This window comes from Alloyangia mangrovi, assembly GCF_002300555.2.
Classification (GTDB): domain Bacteria; phylum Pseudomonadota; class Alphaproteobacteria; order Rhodobacterales; family Rhodobacteraceae; genus Salipiger; species Salipiger mangrovi.
Genome location: NZ_NTHN02000031.1, coordinates 35,793 through 59,213 on the forward strand (window position 1 = coordinate 35,793; position 23,421 = coordinate 59,213).

Annotated in this window: 20 protein-coding genes, 1 tRNA gene and 3 pseudogenes; 14 read left to right on the plus strand and 10 right to left on the minus strand. The window is 66.4% G+C overall.

Annotation, left to right across the window (positions count from 1 at the left end; all coding sequences use genetic code 11):
* The first annotated feature begins 61 nt into the window (after positions 1-61).
* The gene (locus CLG85_RS16545) at positions 62-292 is read left to right on the plus strand and encodes a hypothetical protein (protein WP_095880459.1); all 231 of its coding nucleotides are present in this window, start codon (positions 62-64) and stop codon (positions 290-292) included.
* A 63-nt stretch (positions 293-355) separates the two neighbouring features.
* On the opposite strand, the gene CLG85_RS16550 is transcribed toward CLG85_RS16545, so the two are convergent.
* The 6 genes and pseudogenes from CLG85_RS16550 to pdxH all read right to left on the minus strand — a co-directional run bounded on the left by CLG85_RS16550 (position 356) and on the right by pdxH (position 7,129).
* Positions 356-976, minus strand: a complete 621-nt coding sequence (locus tag CLG85_RS16550; RefSeq protein WP_095880462.1) for a helix-turn-helix domain-containing protein — start codon at positions 974-976, stop codon at positions 356-358.
* A 164-nt stretch (positions 977-1,140) separates the two neighbouring features.
* Positions 1,141-4,743: a vitamin B12-dependent ribonucleotide reductase gene (locus tag CLG85_RS16555; protein WP_095880458.1), complete on the minus strand. Its 3,603-nt coding sequence runs from the start codon at positions 4,741-4,743 to the stop codon at positions 1,141-1,143.
* A gap of 562 nt (positions 4,744-5,305) precedes the next feature.
* Positions 5,306-5,382 (minus strand) — tRNA-Pro (locus tag CLG85_RS16560).
* A gap of 48 nt (positions 5,383-5,430) precedes the next feature.
* On the minus strand, positions 5,431-5,901 hold the full coding sequence (locus tag CLG85_RS16565) for a DUF192 domain-containing protein (protein WP_095880457.1): 471 nt from the start codon (positions 5,899-5,901) through the stop codon (positions 5,431-5,433).
* Entirely contained in the window at positions 5,877-6,416 is a 540-nt protein-coding gene (locus CLG85_RS16570; protein ID WP_095880456.1) for a cold-shock protein, read from the minus strand. The genes CLG85_RS16565 and CLG85_RS16570 overlap by 25 nt, the downstream gene beginning before the upstream one ends.
* 106 nt (positions 6,417-6,522) lie before the next feature.
* Positions 6,523-7,129 (minus strand): annotated as a pseudogene (pdxH, locus tag CLG85_RS16575) (pyridoxamine 5'-phosphate oxidase).
* Positions 7,130-7,244: 115 nt separating this feature from the next.
* Between pdxH and fabI the strand changes: the two are divergent.
* Positions 7,245-8,052 (plus strand): annotated as a pseudogene (gene fabI, locus CLG85_RS16580) (enoyl-ACP reductase FabI).
* Positions 8,053-8,122: 70 nt separating this feature from the next.
* Positions 8,123-8,632 (plus strand): xanthine phosphoribosyltransferase, encoded by a 510-nt coding sequence (gpt, locus tag CLG85_RS16585; protein ID WP_095880461.1) that lies wholly within the window; start codon positions 8,123-8,125, stop codon positions 8,630-8,632.
* A gap of 83 nt (positions 8,633-8,715) precedes the next feature.
* Here gpt and CLG85_RS16590 read toward each other — a convergent pair whose 3' ends face one another.
* A complete protein-coding gene (locus tag CLG85_RS16590) occupies positions 8,716-9,597 on the minus strand; it encodes an SDR family oxidoreductase (RefSeq protein ID WP_095880453.1) in 882 nt (293 codons plus the stop codon).
* Between the two features lie 160 nt (positions 9,598-9,757).
* On the opposite strand from CLG85_RS16590, the gene CLG85_RS16595 reads away from it, so the two are divergent.
* The 6 genes from CLG85_RS16595 to CLG85_RS16620 all read left to right on the plus strand — a co-directional run bounded on the left by CLG85_RS16595 (position 9,758) and on the right by CLG85_RS16620 (position 15,976).
* Positions 9,758-10,144, plus strand: coding sequence for a winged helix-turn-helix transcriptional regulator (locus CLG85_RS16595; protein WP_260349638.1), 387 nt, complete (start codon positions 9,758-9,760; stop codon positions 10,142-10,144).
* 63 nt (positions 10,145-10,207) lie between these two features.
* Positions 10,208-11,434 carry an aminotransferase gene (locus CLG85_RS16600; RefSeq protein WP_095880451.1) on the plus strand — a complete coding sequence of 409 codons (1,227 nt, stop codon included), beginning with the start codon at positions 10,208-10,210 and terminating at the stop codon, positions 11,432-11,434.
* Positions 11,435-11,471: 37 nt separating this feature from the next.
* Positions 11,472-13,319 (plus strand): SurA N-terminal domain-containing protein, encoded by a 1,848-nt coding sequence (locus CLG85_RS16605; RefSeq protein ID WP_095880450.1) that lies wholly within the window; start codon positions 11,472-11,474, stop codon positions 13,317-13,319.
* A 4-nt stretch (positions 13,320-13,323) separates the two neighbouring features.
* Positions 13,324-14,838: an anthranilate synthase component I gene (trpE, locus tag CLG85_RS16610; RefSeq protein WP_095880449.1), complete on the plus strand. Its 1,515-nt coding sequence runs from the start codon at positions 13,324-13,326 to the stop codon at positions 14,836-14,838.
* Positions 14,831-15,313 (plus strand): GNAT family N-acetyltransferase, encoded by a 483-nt coding sequence (locus tag CLG85_RS16615; RefSeq protein WP_095880448.1) that lies wholly within the window; start codon positions 14,831-14,833, stop codon positions 15,311-15,313. Before trpE ends, CLG85_RS16615 begins: the two co-directional genes overlap by 8 nt.
* 69 nt (positions 15,314-15,382) lie before the next feature.
* A complete protein-coding gene (locus tag CLG85_RS16620; RefSeq protein ID WP_095880447.1) occupies positions 15,383-15,976 on the plus strand; it encodes a 2-hydroxychromene-2-carboxylate isomerase in 594 nt (197 codons plus the stop codon).
* 26 nt (positions 15,977-16,002) lie between these two features.
* On the opposite strand, the gene CLG85_RS16625 is transcribed toward CLG85_RS16620, so the two are convergent.
* Positions 16,003-16,503 (minus strand): superoxide dismutase family protein, encoded by a 501-nt coding sequence (locus CLG85_RS16625; protein ID WP_095880446.1) that lies wholly within the window; start codon positions 16,501-16,503, stop codon positions 16,003-16,005.
* Positions 16,504-16,720: 217 nt separating this feature from the next.
* Between CLG85_RS16625 and CLG85_RS16630 the strand changes: the two genes are divergently transcribed.
* Together CLG85_RS16630 and bmt are read left to right on the plus strand one after the other, a co-directional pair.
* A complete protein-coding gene (locus tag CLG85_RS16630) occupies positions 16,721-17,794 on the plus strand; it encodes a site-2 protease family protein (protein ID WP_095880445.1) in 1,074 nt (357 codons plus the stop codon).
* 108 nt (positions 17,795-17,902) lie between these two features.
* Positions 17,903-18,916 (plus strand): betaine--homocysteine S-methyltransferase, encoded by a 1,014-nt coding sequence (gene bmt / locus CLG85_RS16635; RefSeq protein WP_260349633.1) that lies wholly within the window; start codon positions 17,903-17,905, stop codon positions 18,914-18,916.
* 342 nt (positions 18,917-19,258) lie between these two features.
* Here the strand turns inward: bmt and CLG85_RS16640 are convergent.
* A pseudogene (locus CLG85_RS16640) lies at positions 19,259-20,363 on the minus strand (PA0069 family radical SAM protein).
* A 120-nt stretch (positions 20,364-20,483) separates the two neighbouring features.
* On the opposite strand from CLG85_RS16640, the gene CLG85_RS16645 reads away from it, so the two are divergent.
* From CLG85_RS16645 to CLG85_RS16655, 3 genes are all read left to right on the plus strand, one after another.
* Positions 20,484-21,194, plus strand: a complete 711-nt coding sequence (locus CLG85_RS16645) for a cobalamin B12-binding domain-containing protein (protein ID WP_095880443.1) — start codon at positions 20,484-20,486, stop codon at positions 21,192-21,194.
* Between the two features lie 144 nt (positions 21,195-21,338).
* A complete protein-coding gene (locus CLG85_RS16650) occupies positions 21,339-21,512 on the plus strand; it encodes a hypothetical protein (protein ID WP_176476442.1) in 174 nt (57 codons plus the stop codon).
* Positions 21,496-22,230: a DUF1638 domain-containing protein gene (locus tag CLG85_RS16655; protein WP_260349635.1), complete on the plus strand. Its 735-nt coding sequence runs from the start codon at positions 21,496-21,498 to the stop codon at positions 22,228-22,230. Before CLG85_RS16650 ends, CLG85_RS16655 begins: the two co-directional genes overlap by 17 nt.
* Before the next feature lie 19 nt (positions 22,231-22,249).
* Here the strand turns inward: CLG85_RS16655 and CLG85_RS16660 are convergent.
* Positions 22,250-23,421, minus strand: a 1,172-nt coding sequence (locus CLG85_RS16660) for a divergent polysaccharide deacetylase family protein (protein WP_260349636.1), incomplete at its 5' end; no start/stop codon positions are given.

Here is a 23,421-nt window from a genome sequence, read left to right on the forward strand (position 1 = left end):
GCCAGTGCGCAAGAGGCCGGGAACATCGTCCGGGCGCATTCGTTCAGGAGTCATGAGACACATGAATTGGCAAGACATCACCCGCAACTGGGGCCTCACCGCCGAACGCCTGTCGCAGCGTTTCCCGCAACTCGACAGCAAAGAGCTGCGCGCCCACCGTCAGAGCCGCGAGGAACTGACCGCCGAGATCGCGCGGCGTCACGACCTGACCCTGCACGAGGCAGACCGCGAACTGGATGACTGGGCCTTTGCGCTCGGCACCGCTCAGAAGCTGGACCGACTGGCCGGGTAAGCACCTGCGCCCTGCGCATGCCCGGGCCGTGTGAGCCCACCTGCATGCCGTATCGGCGAGGCATCAGCCCAGCGAGGTCACCCAAAGGATGGTCGCATCCTCGGCGCTGACCGACACCACGTTATGCCCCATCGAGGCGTCGTAATAGGCGGAGTCGCCGCGGCGCATCTCGATGGGTTCGTAGAACTCGGTGTAAAGCGTCACCACGCCCGTGAGCACGTAGAGGAACTCCTCGCCGTCGTGCCGCACCCAGCCGTCGAATTCATCCATCGACCGGGCGCGCACCCGCGCGCGATAGGGCAGCATCTTCTTGCGGGTCAGAGTCTCGGCCAGCAGCTCGTGCTCGTAGGTCGTGGTGACCTGCCGAAGCCCCTCGCCGTCCTTCACATGCACCATGCGACCCGAGACCTGCTCGCGCTTGGGCGGAGTGAAGAGTTGCGGAACCGAGATGCCGAGCCCCACGGCCAGCTTCTTCAGCGCCTCGTAGGTGGGCGACATCTGGCCGTTCTCGATCTTCGAAAGCGTTGATCGCGCCAGCCCGGCCTGCTTGGCGGCCTGTTCCAGCGTCCAGTCCCGTTCCTTGCGCAGCTCCCGCACGCGAACGCCCAGATCGAGCGGCTCGGCGGAATGTTCCTGCCCGGACTCGCGGGCAATTCGGATGAGGGTACGGGGATCGCGCGACATGCCAAACGCCATAGCCTTCCCCCGCGGCGCTTGCAATGGCGCTTGCGGTCGGGGTTGTGCAAGTGCCTTGCTCGCCTGAACCTCTTGCTCCCCAGGGGGCATATCGGGCGTTTCGGCCCCTCGGCAGGGCCAGGGGCCGGGCATGGCACCCGGCCCGTGTATGCTCAGCTGCAGCCCGAGGTGCCGCCGCAGGTGTTGCACTTCATGCAGGTGCCATTGCGCACCAGCGTGTAGTTCCCGCACTCGCCGCAGGCCTCGCCCTCGTAACCCTGCATCCGCGCCTTGGTCCGCGCATCCATGGCAAGCGACGACGTGGTCACGGTCATTGACACCGCCGCGGGGCGTTCCTCGGAGATCAGCGTACCGAGCGCCGAGAGTTCCTGCGGCAGGCGCTTGCGCAGGTAGCCCGACGAAGAGATGTGCTTGAGCACCTCGAGCGAGCGGGTTGCGGCGCTTTCGCTCAGTTCCTCGACATTGCCGAGCCCGTCTTCCTCGCCGCGCCCGAGATCGTCGAAGCTGGCGCCCGAAGGCTTCACATGCGCCAGATCGGTGCGGTCGAGGTAGCTGACGGCCAGCTCGCGGAACACGTAGTCGAGGATCGAGGTCGCGTTCTTGATGCTGTCGTTGCCCTGCACCATGCCCGCGGGCTCGAACTTGGTGAAGGTGAAGGCGTCGACGAATTCCTCGAGCGGCACGCCGTACTGCAGGCCGACCGAGACCGCGATGGCGAAGTTGTTCATCATCGCCCGGAAACCCGCGCCTTCCTTGTGCATGTCGATGAAGATCTCGCCGAGGCTGCCGTCGCCATATTCGCCGGTGCGCAGGTAGACCTTGTGCCCGCCGACAACCGCCTTCTGGGTATAGCCCTTGCGGCGGTCGGGCATCTTCTCGCGGTGCGAGCGGACCAGTTCCTTGACCACGACCTTCTCGATGACCTTCTCGGCAAGCACCTGCGCCTTGGCGGCGGGGGTCCCGGTCTCCAGCACCTCCTGCGCGTCCTCGTCATCCTCGACCAGCGCCGCCGCGAGCGGCTGGCTGAGCTTTGAGCCGTCACGGTAGAGCGCGTTGGCCTTCACCCCCAGCGACCACGACAGCTCGTAGGCCCTCTGGCAATCCTCGATGGTGGCCGAGTTGGGCATGTTGATGGTCTTCGAGATCGCCCCCGAGATGAAGCTCTGCGCCGCGGCCATCATGCGGATGTGGCTGTCGACGCTCAGGTAGCGCTTGCCCTTCTTGCCGCAGGGGTTGGCGCAGTCGAAGACGCCGAGGTGCTCGTCCTTGAGGAAGGGCGCCCCCTCCAATGTCATCGTTCCGCAGACATGGTCGTTCGCCGCCTCGATCTCGGCCTTGCTGAAGCCGAGGTGGCGCAGCAGGTCGAAGCTGGGATCGGTCAGCTTGTCGGCAGGGATCCCCAGCGTGCCGCGGCAGAACTCCTCGCCGAGCGTGAACTGGTTGAAGACGAAACGGATGTCGAAGGCCGTGGCAAGCGCCGCCTCGATCTTTTCGAGCTGCGCCTTGCCGAAGCCATGGCCGATCAGCGCCGTGTGGTTGACCCCCGGCGCATTGCCGAGCGAGCCGTGGCCGACCGCGTAGGAGGTGATCTCCTCGATCTGGCTGGAGCTGTACCCAAGGCCCGCTAGTGCCGCGGGCACCGAGCGGTTGATGATCTTGAAATAGCCGCCCCCCGCGAGCTTCTTGAACTTCACCAGCGCGAAGTCGGGCTCGATGCCGGTGGTGTCGCAGTCCATCACGAGACCGATGGTCCCGGTCGGCGCGATCACCGTCGTCTGGGCGTTCCGGTAGCCGTGTTTCTCGCCCAGCTCCAGCGCTTCGTCCCATGCGGATTTAGCAAGCTCTACAAGGCTTTGGTCCGGGCAATTCGCGTGATCCAGCGGCACGGGTTTCACCGCGAGCGCCTCATAGCCATCCGCCTTCCCATGGGCGGCAGTGCGGTGGTTGCGGATCACCCGCAGCATGTGATCGCGGTTGCGCGCGAAGCCCGCGAAGGTGCCCAGCTCGCCGGCGATCTCGGCCGAGGTGGCATAGGCAGTGCCGGTCATGACGGCGGTCAGCGCGCCACAGAGCGCCCGGCCCGCGTCGCTGTCGTAGCTCAGCCCCATGGTCATCAAGAGCCCGCCGATATTGGCGTAGCCGAGGCCAAGCGTCCGGAAATCATAAGAAAGCTGGGCAATCTCCTTGCTGGGGAACTGCGCCATCAGCACCGAGATCTCGAGCGTCAGCGTCCAGAGCCGTGTGGCGTGCACGTAGCTCTCCGCATCGAACTTTCCGTCCTTCAGGAAGGTCAGCAGGTTCATCGAGGCAAGGTTGCAGGCTGTGTCGTCGAGGAACATGTACTCCGAGCACGGGTTCGAGCCGCGGATCGCCCCGTCCTCGGGACAGGTGTGCCAGGCGTTGACCGTGTCGTGGAACTGGATGCCCGGATCGGCGCAGGCCCAGGCTGCGTGCCCCACCTGCTCCCAAAGATCGCGTGCTTTCAGGGTCTTGGCGACCGTTCCATCGGTGCGGCGGACCAGCTCCCAATCGGCATCCTCGCGCACGGCCCGAAGGAAGGCATCCGTGACGCGGATCGAGTTGTTGGAGTTCTGGCCGGAGACGCTGGCATAGGCCTCGCTGTCCCAGTCGGTGTTGTAGGTCGGGAACTCGATGCTGGCATAGCCCTGCCTGGCGTAATCCAGCACCCGCTTGATATAGGTCTCGGGAATCGCGAGCTTCTTCGCCTCGCGCACCGCCGTCTTCAGCGCCGCGTTGACCGTAGGCTCATAGGCGGACGCCTCGGCCCCGTCCCATTGCCGGATTGCGTCGAAGATGGCGTTGAGCATCTTCTCGTGCATCTTGGAGCCGGCGACGATGCTGGCGACCTTCTGTTCCTCCTTGACCTTCCAATTGATGAAATCCTCGATGTCTGGATGGTCGGCATCGACGATCACCATCTTCGCGGCTCGGCGCGTGGTGCCGCCCGATTTGATCGCCCCCGCCGCCCGGTCGCCGATCTTGAGGAACCCCATGAGGCCCGAGGACTTGCCGCCGCCCGAGAGACGCTCGTTCTCGGCGCGCAGCGACGAGAAATTGGTGCCCGTGCCCGAGCCGTATTTGAACAGCCGCGCCTCGCGCACCCAGAGGTCCATGATCCCACCTTCGTTCACCAGGTCGTCGCTGACCGACTGGATGAAACAGGCGTGCGGCTGCGGGTGCTCGTAAGCGGACTTGGACTTCGTGAGCTTGCCGGTCTTGTGGTCGACGTAAGAGTGCCCCTGGCCCGGGCCGTCGATGCCATAGGCCCAATGCAGCCCGGTGTTGAACCATTGCGGCGAATTCGGCGCCGCGGTCTGGCTTGCCAGCATGTGGCGCATCTCGTCGTAATACGTCTTCGCGTCGGCCTCGGTGGTGAAATAACCGCCCTTCCAGCCCCAGTATGTCCAGGCACCCGCCAGCCGGTCGAAGACCTGCTTGGCCGAGGTCTCGCCGCCGCGCGGGGTGTCGGCCTCGGCCGGAACCGAACGCCAGAGGAACTCGGGTACGCCCGCCTCTTTCACCGTCTTCAGCGCCGAGGGAACGCCCGCCTTGCGGAAGTACTTCTGGGCGATCACGTCCGAGGCGACCTGGCTCCAGCCAGCGGGCACCTCCATGTTGTCGAGCTTGAAGACCGAACTGCCGTCGGGATTGCGGATTTCGGAAGTCGTGGTGACGAAGTCGATGCCCGCATAGGCGTCCTGCCCCGCCGTCGTATACCGTCTTTCGATCTTCATGGTCTCTGCCCTTGCCTGCTGGCCCAAATCAAAATCCGGACTGCAGGGCACAGAAGGCCCGCCGGCAGACACGCCTTCGCGCGTCAGCCCCCTTTTTCTGGCGTTCCCGTAATCTGTCCCTGCGGAAGGCCACTACATATTGTGGCTCTTGGTCCGTTAGCCACAAACTGTCTCACAACCGCGTCATCGGTCAACGAAAAATTCCGGCCTGACCCATATATTTGGCGATACGCCGACAATAAGGCACTAGACCTATGCGACCTCGGAAGTTTGGCATATTTTTGGCACTTCCGTCGCAGAAGGGCCTTTGGGCATCCGTCGAACGAAACCGACACAGTTTGTGTCAGCCTGACACAAGATGTGGTGGATTGTCTCCTCGGGCTCCACAGTGAGCCTATCCACGCCGATCGTGCCGTGATGCAGAAAGGACACGCCTCTCCGCCGCAGCGCGCGGCAAGACGCAACGTCACAGTCAGGCCCCCGGCGCGCAACCGAACGGCCGGCCTGAAAGTCTCGATTCTGGAGAACTCTATGTATGGGAGGGTGTGCGCGCGTTGCGCAGTGGTCGGGGCGAGAGGATTCGAACCTCCGACCTACGGTACCCAAAACCGTCGCGCTACCAGGCTGCGCTACGCCCCGACGAGAGAGCCAATACAAGGCTCTCCCGGAATTGAAAAGCCGAAAATCCTAGTCGCAGGGCCAAGCCGCTTCGGTGATCGCCGGGTGTTGCATCTGGCTCCCCGCAGCGATGCCGAGACGGGCCGCCATGCCGCCGTTGATCTCGAGCACGTATTGCGTCGGCGCGCCGCTGTCGATGCTGGTGAGATCGCCCGGGATGGCATTCTCATGCACCAAGGTGACGACCCCCTGCGCATCGGCGAAGACCATGTCGAGCGGAATCAGCGTGTTCTTCATCCAGAAGGACACCGGATGCGCCTCGTCATAGACGAAGAGCATCCCGGCCGCGGACGGCATCTGCTCGACGAACATCAACCCGCGGGCTCGTTCCTCGACGCTGTCGGCCACGGCCACGGCGAAACGGGCGCTGCCCCAGTCGCCACGAAGCTGCAGCTCGTTGACGTCGCAGGCGGCCTGCGCCGCCTGCCCGCCGACCACAAGCGCCGCCACGAGGCTCAGTGTTCCACCGCGGTTTCCCATGCGCAGACCTCCGTGGCCATCTGGCCTCGCTTGCCCTGAATCACCCGGATGGCCAGCGCCTCGCCGGGCTGCAGATCCGCGAGCCCCGAGCGCCGCAGCACCTCGATGTGGATGAAGACGTCCTGATCGCGGCCGAAGACATTGGCAAAGCCGAAGCCCTTGGCCTTGTCGAACCATTTCACCCGGGCCGGCTCGAGCGGTGCCGACCTGATGATCTCGGGATCTATCTCCTCGAAATCCGCCAAGGGGACGCCCGCGGGCGCCTCGGGCGGCTCAATCCTGAACACCTCGGTGGCCTGAATGCCACGTTCGGTGCTCTGGACACTCACTTCAATGCGGGCGGCGTCAGCCACGGAACTCTGGCCGAAATTGCGCAGCACGTTCGCATGCAGCAATATGTCGGGTCCTCCCTCGTCCGAGATGACGAAGCCGAAACCCTTCACGGGATCGAACCACTTCACCCGGCCAAGAACGCGCCGCGTTTCACTCTCTTCTTGTGTCAAATGCGTTTCCACTGGTCGTCTTGCGTATCCCCGCCCCCAATTGCGTTAGGGTGACGTTAAATTGCAAGTCATTGAAACCTATATTTTCTACCAAATTGCATTTCGCGTAACATGATTTTTACGGATTTAGCCTGGTCACTGTCCACTCATCCGAAACACTTGTGCGCCTCCAGACGAACCGGTCATGCAACCGGAACGCGCCATCGGCCCAAAATTCAATTTCTACGGGAGTGATGCGAAATCCCCCCCCAAAAATCGGGCCGCGGCGGGTTCGGCCCCTTGGTCGCCGTAATCTTGGCAACCTCCGCCATAAGCGATGCCCGCGACGCTAGAGGCCTGGACTGTTTGGACGCCCATGCCCCTAAACGAGATTTCAGCGAGCGCGACGCGTAATATGCGTCTGCCTGCGGGCCATCCTCCTTTAAAACATGTCCACGAACCCGGACCTGACGCCGCAGTGTTTTCGAGTGTAGCACAAAGGCTGCCTTACTGCTGCCCAAAATTTCCTCTGCCTTGGCACTTTCATAATTGGTGTAGAAAACAAAGGCATTTGCCTCGATTTCCTTCAGCAGGACCATGCGAACGTTGGGCATCCCCTGCCCATCCACCGTTGCCAGCGCGATCGCATTGGGATCGTTGGGCTCGGTCTCCTCGGCCTCGGTCAGCCAGCGCTGCGCGATGATGAAAGGGTCGTCACCTGCAAAAATTCCACCGCGATCGCTCATCTGCCGTCTCCTTTTCCCGCCCGCCCTTGCCCGGAACAGACGTCCAAACTCTTGATGCCTCCGGGCCAATCGCCTAAAGGACACAAACAAAATCAATGCCGGGTAGAGGTCAGGTATGTCAAACACTCTGATGGCCGGGAAGCGCGGCCTGATCATGGGTCTCGCCAACGACAAGTCGATTGCCTGGGGCATCGCGAAGAAATTGCATGAGGCGGGGGCGGAGCTTGCCTTCTCCTACCAGGGCGAGGCGCTGAAAAAAACGCGTCGATCCGCTGGCCGAACAGCTGGGCTCGGACATCGTGCTGCCCTGCGACGTCTCCGACGAGGCCTCGATCGACGCGCTGTTCGACGGGCTCAAGGAGCGCTGGGACAACCTCGATTTCGTCGTCCATGCCATCGGCTTCTCGGACAAGAACGAGCTGCGCGGACGCTACGTCGACACCAGCCGCTCGAACTTCAACCTGACCATGGATATCTCGGTCTACAGCTTCACCGCGGTGATGCAGCGCGCCGAGAAGATGATGAACAACGGCGGCTCCGCCCTGACGCTCACCTACTACGGCGCCGAGCGCATCATGCCCCATTACAACGTGATGGGCGTGGCCAAGGCGGCGCTCGAGGCGTCGGTGCGCTACCTCGCCGAGGATCTCGGCAAGGACGGCATCCGGGTCAACGCCATCTCGGCCGGCCCGATCAAGACGCTGGCCGCCTCCGGCATCGGCGATTTCCGCTACATCATGAAGTGGAACGAGTACAACTCGCCGCTGCGCCGCAACGTGACCATTGACGATGTCGGCGGATCGGCGCTCTACCTGCTGTCCGAGCTCGGCGCAGGCGTGACCGGCGAGACGCATCACGTCGACGCGGGCTATCATGTCGTCGGCATGAAGGCCGTCGACGCGCCCGACATTTCCAAGGGCTGAGCCCTTTCACCTCCAAGGGCCTCGCCCTTCCGACCGACAGACATCCGACAGGGAGAGCCCTATGCCCGAGATGACCGACCGCCTGCCCCATGAAAAGGGCTTCCACGTCAGCTGGGACCAGCTGCACCGCGACAGCCGCGCCCTGGCCTGGCGCCTGCAGAGCCACAAGCCCGAGGGTGGTGGCGAGTGGCGCGCCGTCGTCGCGATCACCCGCGGCGGCATGGCCCCGGCAATGATCGTGGCGCGCGAGCTCAACGTCCGGATCGTCGACACCATCTCGGTCAAAAGCTACAACCACCAGGCGCAATCCGAGCCCAAGGTCATCAAGTTCCCCGACATGGAAGTCATGGGCGATGGCGAGGGCGTGCTGATCATCGACGATCTGGTTGACACCGGCCGCACCCTGGAAGTGGTCCGCAAGCACCTGCCCAAGGCGCATGTGGCCACCGTCTACGCCAAGCCGATGGGCCGCCCGCAGGTCGACAGCTTCATCACCGAGGTAAGCCAGGACACCTGGATCTTCTTCCCCTGGGACATGGCGCTGCAATACGTGAAGCCGTTCCACGGCACCGCGGACTGATCCTCGGTCTAAGTGAATTGCAAAGGGGCGCGGTCGGGATGGCCGCGCCCCTTTCGTTCTTGCGTAAGCCGTTTTCGCCGGGCTTACACCTTGACCGAGACACCGGCCGCCAGTGTTTGCGTCCACGGGGTCGTCGGATGACCGATCAGCGTCGAAAGCGTCTTGTCCTCGCTGTAGAGCCCACCCTGCGCCGCGCCATTGTCGCTGTCGGCCAGCATCTGCGCCACCGGCACTGGCAGCCCCGCGCCTTCGAGCGCCGCGGCATAGTCGGCCTCGCTCATGTTCACATAGGGGATCTCCTTGCCCCCGAGTTCCGACAGAGCCGCAGCGAAGTCGGCCAGCGTGTAGCTCTGATCCCCGGCCAACTCGTAAACCGTGCCGCGCGGTGGCGTCTTGCCGGTCAGCACCGCCACGGCTGCCGCTGCGTAGTCTGCCCGCGCCGCCGAGGAAATGCGTCCGTCACCCGCGGCCCCGATCAGCGCGCCGTGCTCCAGCGCCGCGCTTGCGCCCATCACGTAGTTTTCGCTGTACCAGCCATTGCGCAGCAGCGCGTAGTCGAGGCCCGAGGCCGCAAGCGCCTGTTCGGTGGCCACGTGCTCTCCCGGCAGCAAGGTCAGTGGCGAGCTGTCGGCCTTGAGGATCGAGGTGTAAGCCACGAATTTCACGCCCGCTTTCTTGGCCGTATTGACCACGTTGTCATGCTGCGCCGCGCGCTTGCCGACCTCGCTCGAGGAGATGAGCAGCAGCTTCTCGACCCCGGTGAAAGCCGCGTCCAGCGCCGCCGGATCGTCGTAGGAGGCGACCCGCACCGCAAAACCCTGCGCTTCAAGGGCGCCAGCCGCTTCGGGCCGCCGCACTAGCGCGCCGATCGTCGCGCCAGGGGCCGCCGCCTTCAGTTGCTTCAGGACAAGCGCGCCGAGCTGTCCGGTTGCGCCGGTGATCAGATAGTCGAGTGTGTCTGACATGGTCTTTCCTTTCCGAGGCCCCTGCCCTGGCGCAGAGTTCCGATTCGAGATATGGTCTCATAAATAGACCGACTATCCCGACCTCGTAAGGAGGCACTTTCACATGACAAGGTTACATTCAGGGAACCCTCTCCCGGAGATCTCCGATCCCGTGCGGGCGATGCTCGACAGCATGGCGGCCTGGACCGGCGCGCCCGAGGACGAGGCGCAATGCCCCGTGCGCGACGTGCTCGATCGGGTCGGCCAGAAGTGGACGCTGCTGATCCTCGTCGCGCTCGAACCCTCACCAAAGAGATTTTCCCAGTTGCAGCGGCAGGTTGGCGACATTTCCAAACGCATGCTTACGCAGACTCTGCGGCAGCTCGAGCGCGACGGTATGGTCTCGCGGCAGGTCTTCCCGACGAAGCCGCCCTCGGTGGAATACGCGCTCACCGACCTCGGCCGCTCGGCGCTGGCGCCCATCGGCGCGCTGCTGGTCTGGGCCGACAGCAACCACGAGACGATCCGCGCCTCGCGCGAAGCCTTTGACGCCGAGGAAGTTTCCTGAGCCCTCTTCCCCCTGACTTGGGCCGCTGATAGCGTCCGGCCAACACTCAGGGAGAGACCGAAAATGACCAGCAAGAGCCGCACGCAAACCACCTTCGCCCCGCCGGTGATGGAGGCGCGGCGCTGGCTCGACGGCATCGAGTTTCCCGAAGATCGCCCGCTCATCAACGTGAGCCAGGCGGCTCCCATCGACCCGCCGCCCGCGCCGCTGATCGCCGCCATGGGCGAGGCGCTGGCCGATCCGGCCACCCACCTCTACGGCCCGGTGCTCGGCATGCCCGAGCTGCGCGAGGAACTGGCGCGCCACTGGTCGGCCCATTATGGCGCAAATGTGTCAAGCGAAAACGTAGCAATTACATCCGGTTGCAACCAAGCCTTCGCAGCTTGCATCAGCGCGCTCTGTAGGGAAGGCGACGAGATTCTGCTGCCGACACCCTGGTACTTCAATCACAAGATGTGGCTCGACATGTCCGGCGTCACCACCGTGCCGCTGCCGACCGACGCCGAGTTGCTTCCGCAGGTGGCCACCGCAGCCTCGCTCATCACTTCAAGAACGCGCGCCATCGTTCTTGTTTCGCCCAATAATCCCGGCGGCAAGGAATACCCCGCAGAGACCCTCAAGGCCTTCTTCGACCTCGCGCACGAGAACGGGATCAGGCTGATCATTGATGAGACCTACAAGGATTTCGACAGCCGCAACGGTGCGCCCCACGACCTCCTGAACGCCCCCGAGGGCCGTGACACGCTGATCCAACTCTACAGCTTCTCCAAGGCCTACCGTCTTACCGGCCACCGCGTCGGCGCAATCATCGCCGGCGAGAACCTCCTGCCAGAGGTCGAGAAATTCCTAGATACAATAACCATTTGCGCGACGCAGCTCGGGCAGCGTGCGGCGCTCTGGGGGTTGCAGAACCTTGGCCCATGGGTCGCCGGCGAGCGCGAGGAGATCCTCGACCGCCGCGCAGCCATCGCCGACAACATGCCCCGGCTCGAAGCCAGGGGCTGGAAGCTGCTCGGCCTCGGCGCCTATTTCGCCTATCTCGAGCACCCCTTCACGGATAGCTCGGCGCAGCTCGCGCCGAAGCTGGTGAAGGAAGCCGGCGTGCTGACCCTTCCGGGCACCATGTTCATGCCCGAGACCGACCCGCGCGGCGCCCGGCAATTCCGCTTTGCATTCGCCAATGTGAACCGCGCAGAGATCGGCGAACTCTTCGAACGGCTCGAGGTGCTGGACTGGCCCGTCCAGCAGCAGGGTGCAACAGCCCTTGCGAGCAAGGACTTGGCCCAGTAAACCCCGACGCCAGAAACACACGATCAAGAGGCAGCGCATGGCACGCGGCAAGAGCAGCATCGGCAAGACTCTCGTATGGGGTCTCCTGATCCTCGTGGTGATGGGCTTCGGCGCCTTCGGCACGGTGAACTTCAGCGGCGGCCTGCGTGGCATCGGCTCCGTCGGCGATACCGAGATTTCGGTGAACGACTATTCCCGCGCGCTGCAGAACGAGATGCGCGCCTTCGAAGCGCAGACCGGCCAGCCGATGACCCTCGAGCAGGCACAGCAATTGGGCATCGACCGCCAGGTGCTGGCGCAGGTGGTGACCAACGCCGCGCTCGATGACGAGGCCGCCCGCATCGGCCTGTCGGTCGGCGACGACCAGGTGGCCGAGGCGCTCGGCCAGGTCAACGCCTTCCAGGGCCCCGACGGCAAATTCAGCCGCGAGAGCTATTCCTACGCGCTGCGCAACGCCGGTCTTACCGAGGCCGAGTTCGAAGCCAGCCTCCGCAACGAAAGCGCGCGCAACCTGCTGAACTCCGCGATCTATTCCGGCACCACGCTGCCCGACACCTATGTCGACACGCTGCTTGGCTGGGCTGGCGAGACCCGCGATTTCACCTGGGCCCGCCTGAGCGCCGACGCACTGGAAACCGGCCTGCCGGTAGCCACCGACGAGGAGCTTCAGGCCTGGTACGACGCCCATCTCGAGCAGTTCACCCTGCCCGAGACCAAGGTCATCACCTACGCCTGGATCACCCCCGACATGATCGTCGACAGCGTCGAGCTGGACGAGGCGACCCTGCGCGCCGCCTACGAAGAGCGCAGCGCCGAGTTCAACCTGCCCGAGCGCCGCCTGGTCGAGCGCCTGGTCTTCGGCAACGAGGCCGAGGCACAGCAGGCGATGGACCGGATCACCTCGGGCGAGATCGGCTTCGAGGGGCTGGTCGAAGAGCGCGGCCTTCAGCTTGCCGACACCGACCTCGGCGACGTGACAAAGGGCGAGCTCGGCGAGGCTGGTGACGGCGTCTACGCGCTCGACACCGGCGAAGTCGCGGGCCCGCTGCCCTCGAACCTCGGACCGGCGCTCTACCGCGTCAACGCCATCCTGCACGCGCAGGAAACCCCCTTCGAGGAAGCCGTGCCGTCGTTGCGCGACGAACTGGCGCTCGACCGCGCCCGCCGGGTGATCGAGGGCATGGCGCAGAGCCTCGACGACGAGCTGGCCGGCGGCGCGACGCTGGAAGAGCTGGCAAGCGACACCGAGATGGAGCTTGGCACCATCGCGTGGAACGAGCAGAGCGACGAGACCATCGCCGGCTATGACGCCTTCCGCGAGGCCGCGCAGGCAGTGACCGAGGAGGACTACCCCTCGATCTCCGATCTGGGGGACGGCGGCGTCTTCGCCCTGCGCCTCGACGAGATCCGCCCGCCCGCGCCGCGCCCCTTCGAGGAAGTGCGCGACGAGGTTGCCGCGGGCTGGGACAAGGACAAGACCACCGAGATGCTGGTCGCGCAGGCCGAAGACCTGGCGCAACAGATCGCCGGCGGTGCCAGCTTTGTCGACCTTGGGCTCGAGCCGATGCAGGAAAAGACCCTGACCCGCGACGCGCAGATCTCCGACCTGCCGGGTGGCCTGCTGGAAGCGGCCTTTGAGATGCAGCCGGGCGAAACCCGCGCCCTTCCCGGCGACGGTGCGGCACTCATCATGCAGCTCGACGCGGTGACCCCGGTCGACCGCGAGAGCGATGCCTCCAAGCAGCTCGAAGGGCTGCTGCAGGACCGCGCCGCAAGCAGTGTGGCGCAGGACCTCTTCCGCGCCTTCGTCACCGACATTCAGGAGCGCGCCGGGGTCAACATCGACCAGCAGGCGGTGAATGCCGTCCACACCAACTTCCGGTAAGACCATGGCATCCCTGACCCCCTCCTACGACGACTTCGCCCGCGCCTACGAGGCGGGCGAGAACCAGGTCGTCTACACGCGGCTCGCGGCCGACCTCGACACGCCGGTGTCGCTGATGCTTAAGCTGACGGGGGCGGCAAAGGACGCCTTCATGCTCGAGTCGGTGACCGGCGGCGAAGTGCGCGGGCGCTACTCGATCATCGGCATGAAGCCGGACCTCGTGTGGAAGTGCCACGGCAAAGAGGCGCGGCTGAACCGCCAGGCACGCTTCGATCCCGAGGCCTTCGAGGAGGAAACCCTCGATCCGCTCGCCTCCCTGCGGGCGCTGATCGCGGAAAGCAAAATCGACCTGCCCGAGGATCTGCCGCAGGCCGCGGCGGGCCTCTTCGGCTACCTTGGCTATGACATGATCCGGCTGGTCGAACGCCTGCCCAACGTCAACCCCGACCCGCTCGGCCTGCCCGACGCGGTGATGCTGCGCCCCTCGGTGGTCGCTGTTCTTGACGGGGTGAAGGGCGAGGTGACGGTGGTGGCCCCTGCCTGGGTGCAGTCGGGCCAATCCGCCCGTGCCGCCTATGCGCAGGCCGCTGAGCGGGTGATGGATGCCGTGCGCGATCTGGAGCGTGCCCTGCCGCAGGCGGGCCGCGAGCTGGGCGAGGCGCGCGAGATCGGCGAGCCGGTCTCGAACTTCACCCGCGAGAGCTACAAGGCCGCGGTCGAGAAGGCCAAGGACTACATTCGCGCCGGCGACATCTTCCAGGTGGTCCCGGCGCAGCGCTGGACGCAGGATTTCCCGCTGCCGCCCTTCTCGCTCTATCGCAGCCTGCGGCGCACCAACCCGTCGCCCTTCATGTTTTATTTCAACTTCGGCGGCTTCCAGGTGATCGGCGCATCCCCCGAGATCCTCGTGCGGGTCTTCGGCCGCGAGGTCACCATCCGCCCAATCGCCGGCACCCGCCCGCGCGGCGCGACCCCAGAGGAAGACCGGGCGCTCGAGGCCGACCTGCTGGCGGACAAGAAGGAACTGGCCGAGCACCTCATGCTGCTCGATCTCGGGCGCAACGACACCGGCAAGGTCTCGAAGATCGGCACCGTGCGTCCGACCGAGCAGTTCACCATCGAGCGCTACAGCCACGTCATGCACATTGTGTCGAACGTGGTGGGCGAGCTGGCAGAGGATCAGGACGCGCTCTCGGCCTTCTTCGCCGGCATGCCAGCGGGCACCGTCTCGGGCGCGCCGAAAGTGCGCGCGATGGAGATCATCGACGAGCTCGAGCCCGAGAAGCGCGGCGTCTACGCCGGGGGCGTCGGCTACTTCAGCGCCGGTGGCGATATGGACATGTGCATCGCGCTGCGCACCGCCATCGTGAAGGATGAAAAGCTCTACATCCAGGCGGGCGGCGGCGTGGTCTACGACAGCGACCCCGAAGCCGAGTACATGGAGACCGTGCACAAGTCGAACGCCATCCGGCGCGCGGCGGCGGACGCGGCGCGCTTCACGGGCTCGGGAAATGGCTGAGACGGCGCTCGTGAGCATCCGCCGGGCCGTCCCGGCGGATGCTCCGGCGCTGTCGCGCCTGCTGCAGGACCTGGTGGCCGCTGGCAAGCGCAGCGTGCGGTCGGATGAGGAGTTCGTGCTCACGCACTACGTGCAGAACCCAGAGGGCGTGTGCTGCTTCGTCGCCGAGGATGCGGACGGCACGCTGCTCGGTCTGCAATCGATGAAGCGGACGCTCGAGGGCAATGCATATGGCACGCCCGGTGGCTGGGGTTTCATCGGCACCCATGTCTCGCCCAAGGCGGCGCGGCGCGGCGTTGGAGCGGGGCTCTTCCGCGCCACGCGCGAGGCGGCGCTGCGCGCCGGTGTCCCCGCCATCGAAGCCTATATCGGCGCCGCCAATTCCGAGGGTCAGGGCTATTACGAGGCGATGGGCTTCCGCACCTGGCGCACGCCCGACGGCTCTGTCTGCAAGCGATACGATCTGGACCTTTGATCCCCGGCTGAGCCAGTGGGGCGCTTTTCGCACCGGAATTTGCTAGTCTCCCCACAAAGGGGATTGGGCATGACCAACATCGACTTCTGGTATTCCATCGGAAGCACCTACAGCTGCCTCACGGTGATGCGCCTGCCACGGGTGGCGCAGGACGCGGGCATCACCTTCACCTGGCGACCCTTCAACGTGCGCCACGTGATGACCGCGCAGAACAACATCCCCTTCAAGGACAAGCCTGCAAAGACCGCCTACATGTGGCGCGACATCGCCCGGCGCGCGGCGAAATACGGGCTGAGCCCGGTCCTGCCCGCTCCCTATCCGCTGGCCGGGCTGGTCTCTGCCAATGAGGTCGCGGTACTGGGCATGCGCGAGGGTTGGGGCATCGACTATACCCGGGCCACCTACCGCCGCTGGTTCGAACTCGGAGAGCCCGCCGGTGAAGACCCCAACCTCTCGGAAAGCCTGCGCGAAATCGGCCAGGACCCGGAGCGCGTGATGGAGCGCGCCGGCTCCGAGGAAATCGTCCATGCGCTGGCCAGCGCCACCGCCGACGCGATGACGCTGGGGATCTTCGGCTCGCCGACATTCGCCGTGGGTCACGAGCTGTTCTGGGGCGACGACCGGCTCGAGGATGCGATCGCCTGGGCCCGGCGCAAGGGCTGAGGCACCGGAGCGCCGGGCCCGGTGCATCACTTGCCCTCGAAGACCCCGCAGGCCAGGCGGCTGCCCGCGTCGCCCGAGGGCTGGCTCTCGTAGTCATCCGCGCCGGCATGCACGATGAAGGCCGAGCCGTCGTCGTCCATCATCAATTCGGCCACGTCGAAATCGGGCAGGAAGGCCTCGACCGTTACCGAGCCATCCGGCGCGATATGGGCATTGGGCAGGTCCCCCGGATGCGGGCCGTTCTCGACCATCACCCCATGCTGGGCCTCCCCCGCGAGATGGCCTCCGGCCGAAGTGAAGTCACTTGCCGAGCAGTCGCCGGTCTCGTGGATGTGTATGCCGTGCACGCCCTCTGGCAGCCCCTGCAGCTCGGCCGTGACATGGGCCATGCCCGAGGGCGTGTCGGTGACGGTGACGGTTCCGATGTTGCTGCCATCGGTCCCCGCGAGCTGCGCCGTCGCGGTGGCGGCGATCGCCGGGGCACCGGCGAGCCCGAAAAGAGCGGTGGCAATGGCAATGGTTTTCATGACATCCTCCGTTGGCAAAGGGCGCGGCGACGCGGTCAGCCCGCCTTCTGCCCTGCAGGCTCAACGCGGTGCGAGAGCCGGGGTTGCGCGGGAATGCAGAAAAGACCTCCGCGGCAGGACGCCGCTGCACTGCCCCCTTACGTGACGCCGGGATTTGCCTATTTTCGTGGACGAGGCCTGAACGCGCTTCGCAACATCCCCGGCAAGGAGACGCCCCATGCACTGGTCCTTTCCCATCGGCCGCCTTTTCGGATCGGAGCTGCGCGTCCATGCGACCTTCTTCCTGCTGCTGCTCTGGATCGGCGTCGCCGCCTGGTCGACGGGCGGCATGGCGGCGGCGGTGCAGAACGTGCTCTTCATCATCGCCCTCTTCGCCTGCGTCGTGGCGCATGAGTTCGGCCACGCGCTGACCGCGCGGCGCTTCGGCATCAAGACCCCCGACATCACCCTCTTGCCCATCGGCGGCCTCGCCCGGCTCGAGCGCATGCCCGAGAAACCCGCGCAGGAGATCGCCGTCGCCATCGCCGGCCCGCTGGTCAACGTGGCGATCTGGCTTGTGCTGCTGCTGCTCGGCGCGAACTCGGACATGGGCGCGCTGTCGCGCCTTGGCGAGGGAACCGGGGCCTTTCTCAGCCAACTCGCCTCGATCAACCTCGCGCTGGCGCTCTTCAACATGCTCCCGGCCTTCCCGATGGACGGCGGGCGGGTCCTGCGCGCGGTTCTCGCGCTGCGCACTGACCGGGTGAGAGCGACCCGCGCGGCAGCGGTGACCGGCCAGATTCTCGCCTTTGGTCTGGCCTTCTGGGGGCTGAGCTCGGGCAATTTCATCCTGATCCTCATCGCCATCTTCGTCTTCTTCGCCGGCCAGGCCGAGAGCCAGGACGTGGCCAGCCGCGCCGTAGCGCATGATCTGTTGGCGCGGGACGCGATGATCACCAGCTTCGAGACGCTGCGGCCCGAGGACACGCTGGCCACCGCCGGGCAGACCCTGATCCGCACGACGCAGCACGAGTTCCCCGTCCTTGCCCCGGACGGCCAGCTTGCCGGCTTCCTGACCCGCGACGCGCTCTTTCGCGGCATCGCCGAGGACCACGCCACCAGGCAGGTCTCGGAATTCATGACAGACGTGCCGCAACTCCCGCTGGCGGCCCCGCTGCAATCGGTGCTCGACGCGCTGGCTCAGGCGCCCGCGGTGGCGGTGATCGACGCAGGGAGCCACGTGCTCGGCTATGTCACCCGCGAGAACGTCGGCGAGCTCATGGTGCTGCGCGGCCCCGGCATGGCCGGCTGAGACACGCCGCTCATGAGCGCCCCGCCGCTGCCGCCGCGCAAGGGATTGCGGCGCGCGGCGGGATGTGGAATTTCCCGCCCCGGAGGAGACTTTTTCAAGAGGCATTTCATGACCGACGCGCTTTCCAAGCTGCTTGCGGAGCGAGACTGGCTGCTCGCCGACGGCGGTATCGGCACCACCTTGTTCAGCATGGGCCTGGCCCCGGGCGACGCCCCGGAGTTCTGGAACGAGACCCACCCGGACCGGATCCGCGCGCTCTACCAAGGCGCGGTGGACGCGGGTTCCGACATCTTCCTGACCAATTCCTTCGGCGCGAACGCCGCGCGGCTGAAGCTGCATGATGCCGCCCCCCGCGCCCGCGCGCTGTCGCGGAGTGCCGCCGAACTGGGCCGCGAGGTGGCCGATGCCGCCGGGCGCCCGATCGTCTTGGCGGGCTCCGTCGGCCCGACTGGCGAGATCCTCGCGCCCATCGGCCCACTGTCGCACACTCTGGCGGTGGAGATGTTCGAAGAGACCGCGGCGGGCCTCAAGGAGGGTGGCGCCGATGTGCTCTGGCTCGAGACCATTTCGGCGCCGGAAGAGATCCGTGCCGCCGCCGAAGCCTTCGAGACGGTCGGCCTGCCCTGGTGCTGCACCATGAGCTTCGACACCGCCGGGCGCACCATGATGGGGGTCACCGCCGCCGACTTCGGGCGGCTGGTCGAGTCCCTGCCGACCCCGCCCATCGCCTTCGGCGCGAACTGCGGCACCGGCCCGTCGGACCTGCTGCGCAGCGTGCTCGGCTTCGCCGCGAGCGGCACCGAGCGACCGATCATCGCCAAGGGCAACGCCGGCATCCCGCGCTACGAGCACGGGAAACTGCACTACGACGGCACGCCCGAGGTGATGGCCGATTATGCGGTCATGGCCCGCGATGCCGGGGCGCGGATCATCGGCGGCTGCTGCGGCACCACGCCCGAGCACCTGCGCGCCATGCGCAAGGCGCTGGAGAGCCGTCCACTCGGGCCGCGCCCAACGCTGGAGCGGATCGCCGGCATGCTGGGCGCCTTCAGCTCCGAAAGCGAGGGGCTCGGCGAGGACAGTCCCGCGCGCCTCCGGCGCGGAAGGCGGCAGCGGGGCTGAGGCGGCTCGCCGCGATCACCCTTCACTGCCCGTTAACCAAGGGGGCGGCAGGTTTCGGCATGTCCGAGCTGCCGCTTCCGCTTCGATCCAAAAACCGGCTGCGCCACGTCTTCCTCAGCCGCGCCGCGTCGCAGGGCGGCGTGGTCCGGCGCAAGACCCGCGGCATCGAGCGCATCGTCGGGCGCGAGCGTTTGCTGGCGAAGCCTGACCGGCGGGGAGTCCGGGCGGTCCAGAACGCGGAACAGACCGTCATCTTCTGCAATCGCGAACCCGTTCGGAGCGTGCGCCTGGCAACTTCCATCGAAGGAAGGTGCAGATCTCGTCGAAAAGATCTGCCTTCGCTCAGAACAGCGACAGCTGATCCCCCACCCGCTGCGGCGCGCGGAAGAGATCGCTGCGCAACGCCGGCTGTTCCGCATCCAGCCCGAGCCGCCGCACCGCCTTGTCGAAGCGCTGCGCGATGAGCTGCGCATAGGTGCCCTCGCCGCGCATCCGCCTGTGCCACTGCGCCGAGTAGTCCTGGCCGCCATGCATCTCGCGCAGCCGCGCCATGACCCGCGCTGCGCGGCCCGGGTAATGCTCCTCGAGCCAGGCACGCCAGAGCGGCGCGACTTCCAGCGGCAGGCGCAGCATGATCCAGCTCGCCGAGACAGCCCCTGCCTCGGCCCCGGCCTGCAGGATGTGTTCGAGCTCGGGATCGGTCAGCGCGGGCACCATGGGAGAGGCCATGACCCGCACCGGGATGTCGGCCTCGCTCAACCGCCGGATCGTCAGCAGCCGCCGCGCCGGCGACGGCACGCGTGGCTCCATCCGGCGCGCGAGATCGGCGTCAAGCGTGGTGACCGAGATGCCCACCCGCACCAGCCCCTGCGCCGCCATTTCCGAAAGGATGTCGATGTCGCGCTCGATCAGCGTGCCCTTGGTGACAATGGCCACCGGATGCCGGAAGTCGCGCAGCACCTCGAGACAGGCGCGCATGATGCCCCGGTCCCGCTCGATCGGCTGGTAGGGGTCGGTGTTGGTGCCGATCGCCAGCGGCGCGGGCACATAGCGCTTCGCCCGCAGCTCGCGCGCCAGCACCTCGGGCGCGTCCGGCCGGGCCACTAGCTTCGTCTCGAAATCCAGCCCCGGCGAGAGCCCGAGGTAGGCGTGGCTGGGCCGGGCGAAGCAGTAGATGCATCCGTGCTCGCAGCCTCGGTACGGGTTGATGGTCCGATCGAAGGGCAGATCGGGCGAGCGCACGTAGTTGATCAGGCTGCGCGGGCGCTCTTCGCTGACCTCGGTGCGAAGGGGGGGGCAGTTCCTCGGGGATTTCCCAGCCGTCATGGGCATCCTCATAGGCAAGCCGCTCGAACCGCCCGCTGTCGCGGGAGGCGGCGCCGCGCCCCTTGCGGCGCTCCCTCTCGACGGATCGGCTGGCGGCGCACATGCTCCAGATATGGAACATATCGCGAACATGCGCAAGCCCCGCCGGCTCCGCGTCGCCTGCGGTCCCGGCCATGTCGCAATCGGCCATGTGGCGCGCGATCCCGAGGCGCAGGCTGGAGGCAGCGCAAGGGAGGTGCCCATGTCCGAAGATGAGTCCGGAGAAGAGATCATCCTGTCCGACCTCGACGACGCGGAGCTGGTCGAGCAGATGTTCGACGATCTCTACGACGGCATGAAAGAAGAGATCGAAGAGGGCGTGCGGATCCTGCTGGGCCGCGGCTGGCCGCCCTACCGGGTGCTCACCGAGGCGCTGGTCGGCGGCATGAAGATCGTCGGCGAGGATTTTCGCGATGGCATCCTCTTCGTGCCCGAAGTGCTGCTGGCGGCGGGGGCGATGAAGGGCGGCATGGCGATCCTCAAGCCGCTGCTGGCCGAGACCGGGGCCCCGACCATCGGCAAGATGGTCATCGGCACGGTCAAGGGCGACATCCACGACATCGGCAAGAACCTCGTCTCGATGATGATGGAGGGCGCCGGTTTCGAGGTGGTGGACCTCGGCATCAACAACGCGGTCGAGGCCTATCTCGAAGCGATGGAGGCGGAAAAGCCGGATATCCTCGGCATGTCCGCCCTGCTCACCACAACCATGCCCTACATGAAGGTGGTAATCGACACGTTGGTGGCCCGCGGTCTGCGCGACGATTACATCGTGCTGGTCGGCGGCGCGCCCCTTAATGAGGAGTTCGGCCGGGCCATCGGTGCAGATGCCTATTGCCGCGACGCGGCGGTCGCGGTGGAGACCGCAAAGGCGCTGATCGCGCGCCGCCACAACCGAGCCGCGGCCGGATGAGCGCGCGCCACCCGGGCTCCGCCGCCGCCGACGACGAGCGGAAAATTGCAGGGTGTTTCCGGGGCAATGTGACGGAAATGCGGATTTCTCTTTGCTTTCGGGCAGTCTGGCCCCTATCTTCAGAAGAAGGGAAAGGAGACCCCGATGCCGGTGACCACTCTCGTAACGCTTCTGATCGCGGTGATCGCCTCCGCGGGCTTCACGGTCTGGGCGCTGTTTGCCTGGGGCGCGAGCAAGGTCATCCCGCTGTTGCTCGGCGTCGCCCTGCTGATCCGCTGGGGCATGGCTTCGGTGCCTGCGGATGACACCCGCGCCTGACGGCGCCACAGCCGCCGACCGCCTTCCGAACTCCGAAACCGCGTCCTCTGACCAGGCGCTGGCCGAACAGGGCTATGACCTGTGCCCGGCCGCTGCTGCCCCCGGGCGCATCCTGCTCATTGCCTGCGGCGCGCTGGCCCGCGAGATCCTCGCGGTGACGCGGCAGAGCGGGCTGGAACATCTCGACCTCATCTGCCTGCCCGCCAAGCTGCACAATACACCCGAACACATCCCGGACGCCGTGCGCGCCGCCGTCACCCGACATCGGGCGTCCTATCCCGAGATCAAGCTGCTCTACGCCGATTGCGGCACCGGGGGACGGCTTGCGGCGCTCTGCGACGCGCTCGGAATAGAGATGCTGCCCGGCGCCCATTGCTACGCCCTGTTCGATGGCATCGGGCGCTTTGCCGCCCGCGGCGAGATGACCAGCTTCTACCTCACCGATTTTCTCGTACGCCAGTTCGACGCCTTCGTCTGGCGCCCGCTTGGGCTCGACCGACACCCCGAACTGCGGGATCTCTATTTCGGGAATTACCGAAGCCTCGTGCACCTCGCGCAGGTGGAGGACGCGGCGACCGCGGATCTGGCCGCGGAGCACGCCGCAAGGCTCGGGCTCGCCTTCGAGCGGCGGCTCACCGGCTACGGCGATCTGGGCGCTTCCCTCGAAACCTGGGCGAGACCAGGCGGCGAGAGGGGCTCCGCCTCCCGAGATATTTGACCCTAGAAGAAAGCGCCGGTCAGCCGTCGTCCTCCTGCCGGAGCAGCAGCGCCGAGACCGGGACCAGGGCGACGCTGCTCGCGCGGTCCTGTAGTCCCCAAAGCAGCAGCGCCGAGACCGTGTCGGCCCGCAGCCGGCCCAGCATCACCACGTTCTCGTCCTGCCGCGCCCGGAACGCCGCCTGGTCGAGGAAGCGGCGCATCACCCGCGGCTCCTGCCCCTTGCCATCGAAATCGCGGAAGACCGTCAGGCTTGGCACGCCGGCGCGGCGGGCCAGCGCTTCGGCGGTGTTGAGCCCGTTCGGCATCATCACCAGCCCATGGCCCGAGGCAGCGAGGAATTCCGCCGCCTGCTCCGAGATCGCCCGGTTGTGCTGCAGCGCCAGATCGTCGCTTTCCAGCACGGCGACGGCACCAGGCACGGTGCTGAGGGCGCCTTCGAGCGCGATTTCCGTGTCGGCGGGGGTGGCATTCTCGGGCAGTGCAGCCAGTGCCAGAACCTCGAAACCGCGCGCGCGGTAGGCATCGGCGGCGGCCGCGGGATCGGGATGGGTCGGCGCGATGGCAAAGCTCACAGGGAAAGGGAAGGCCTCGACCGTCTCCGGGCCGAGCGGGCCGGCGCCATCGTCGATGAGCAGGATGGACATGGCGGCCGCGCCGGGCGCGAGGTCGGAGGCGGCGGCGTAGCGGCGCAGCGGCGAGACCGCGGTCTCTGGAGTCGCCGCGGGAGCGTCTTCGGTGATCACCGGCAGGCGGCTCTCGGGGGCGGCGCCTATGCCCGGCGAGGTCGGCGCATCCGGCGCGGGCTCAGCCGCCTGGTCCTCCGTCGCTTCCGCTCCGCGGTTGATCAGCGATGTCGCCGGCTTGCCGATGGCCGGTCCCTCGGAGGGGAGCGGCTCCGCCGGGCGCTCGGGCACAAGGGCGGTGACGCGAGGCGGCGCGGCCTCTGACGGCGGCCCCTCTTCAGGCTCGATGACAGGCATTTCGGGATTTTCCGAAATGACTTCCCCGGGGGGTGCCTGCACAGCCGCCTCGGGCTCGGCCTGCGGCTCGGGCTCGGGCGCGAGGCCGCTGTCCTGGGCCGGAGCCGGCGGCTGCGCGGGATCGGTGGAGAGCGCCGGCTGGGCCTCGGCAAGGGGCGCCTTCGGCGGAAGCGCGGGCAGGCCGGGCTGCACCGGGGCATCGCCGCCAA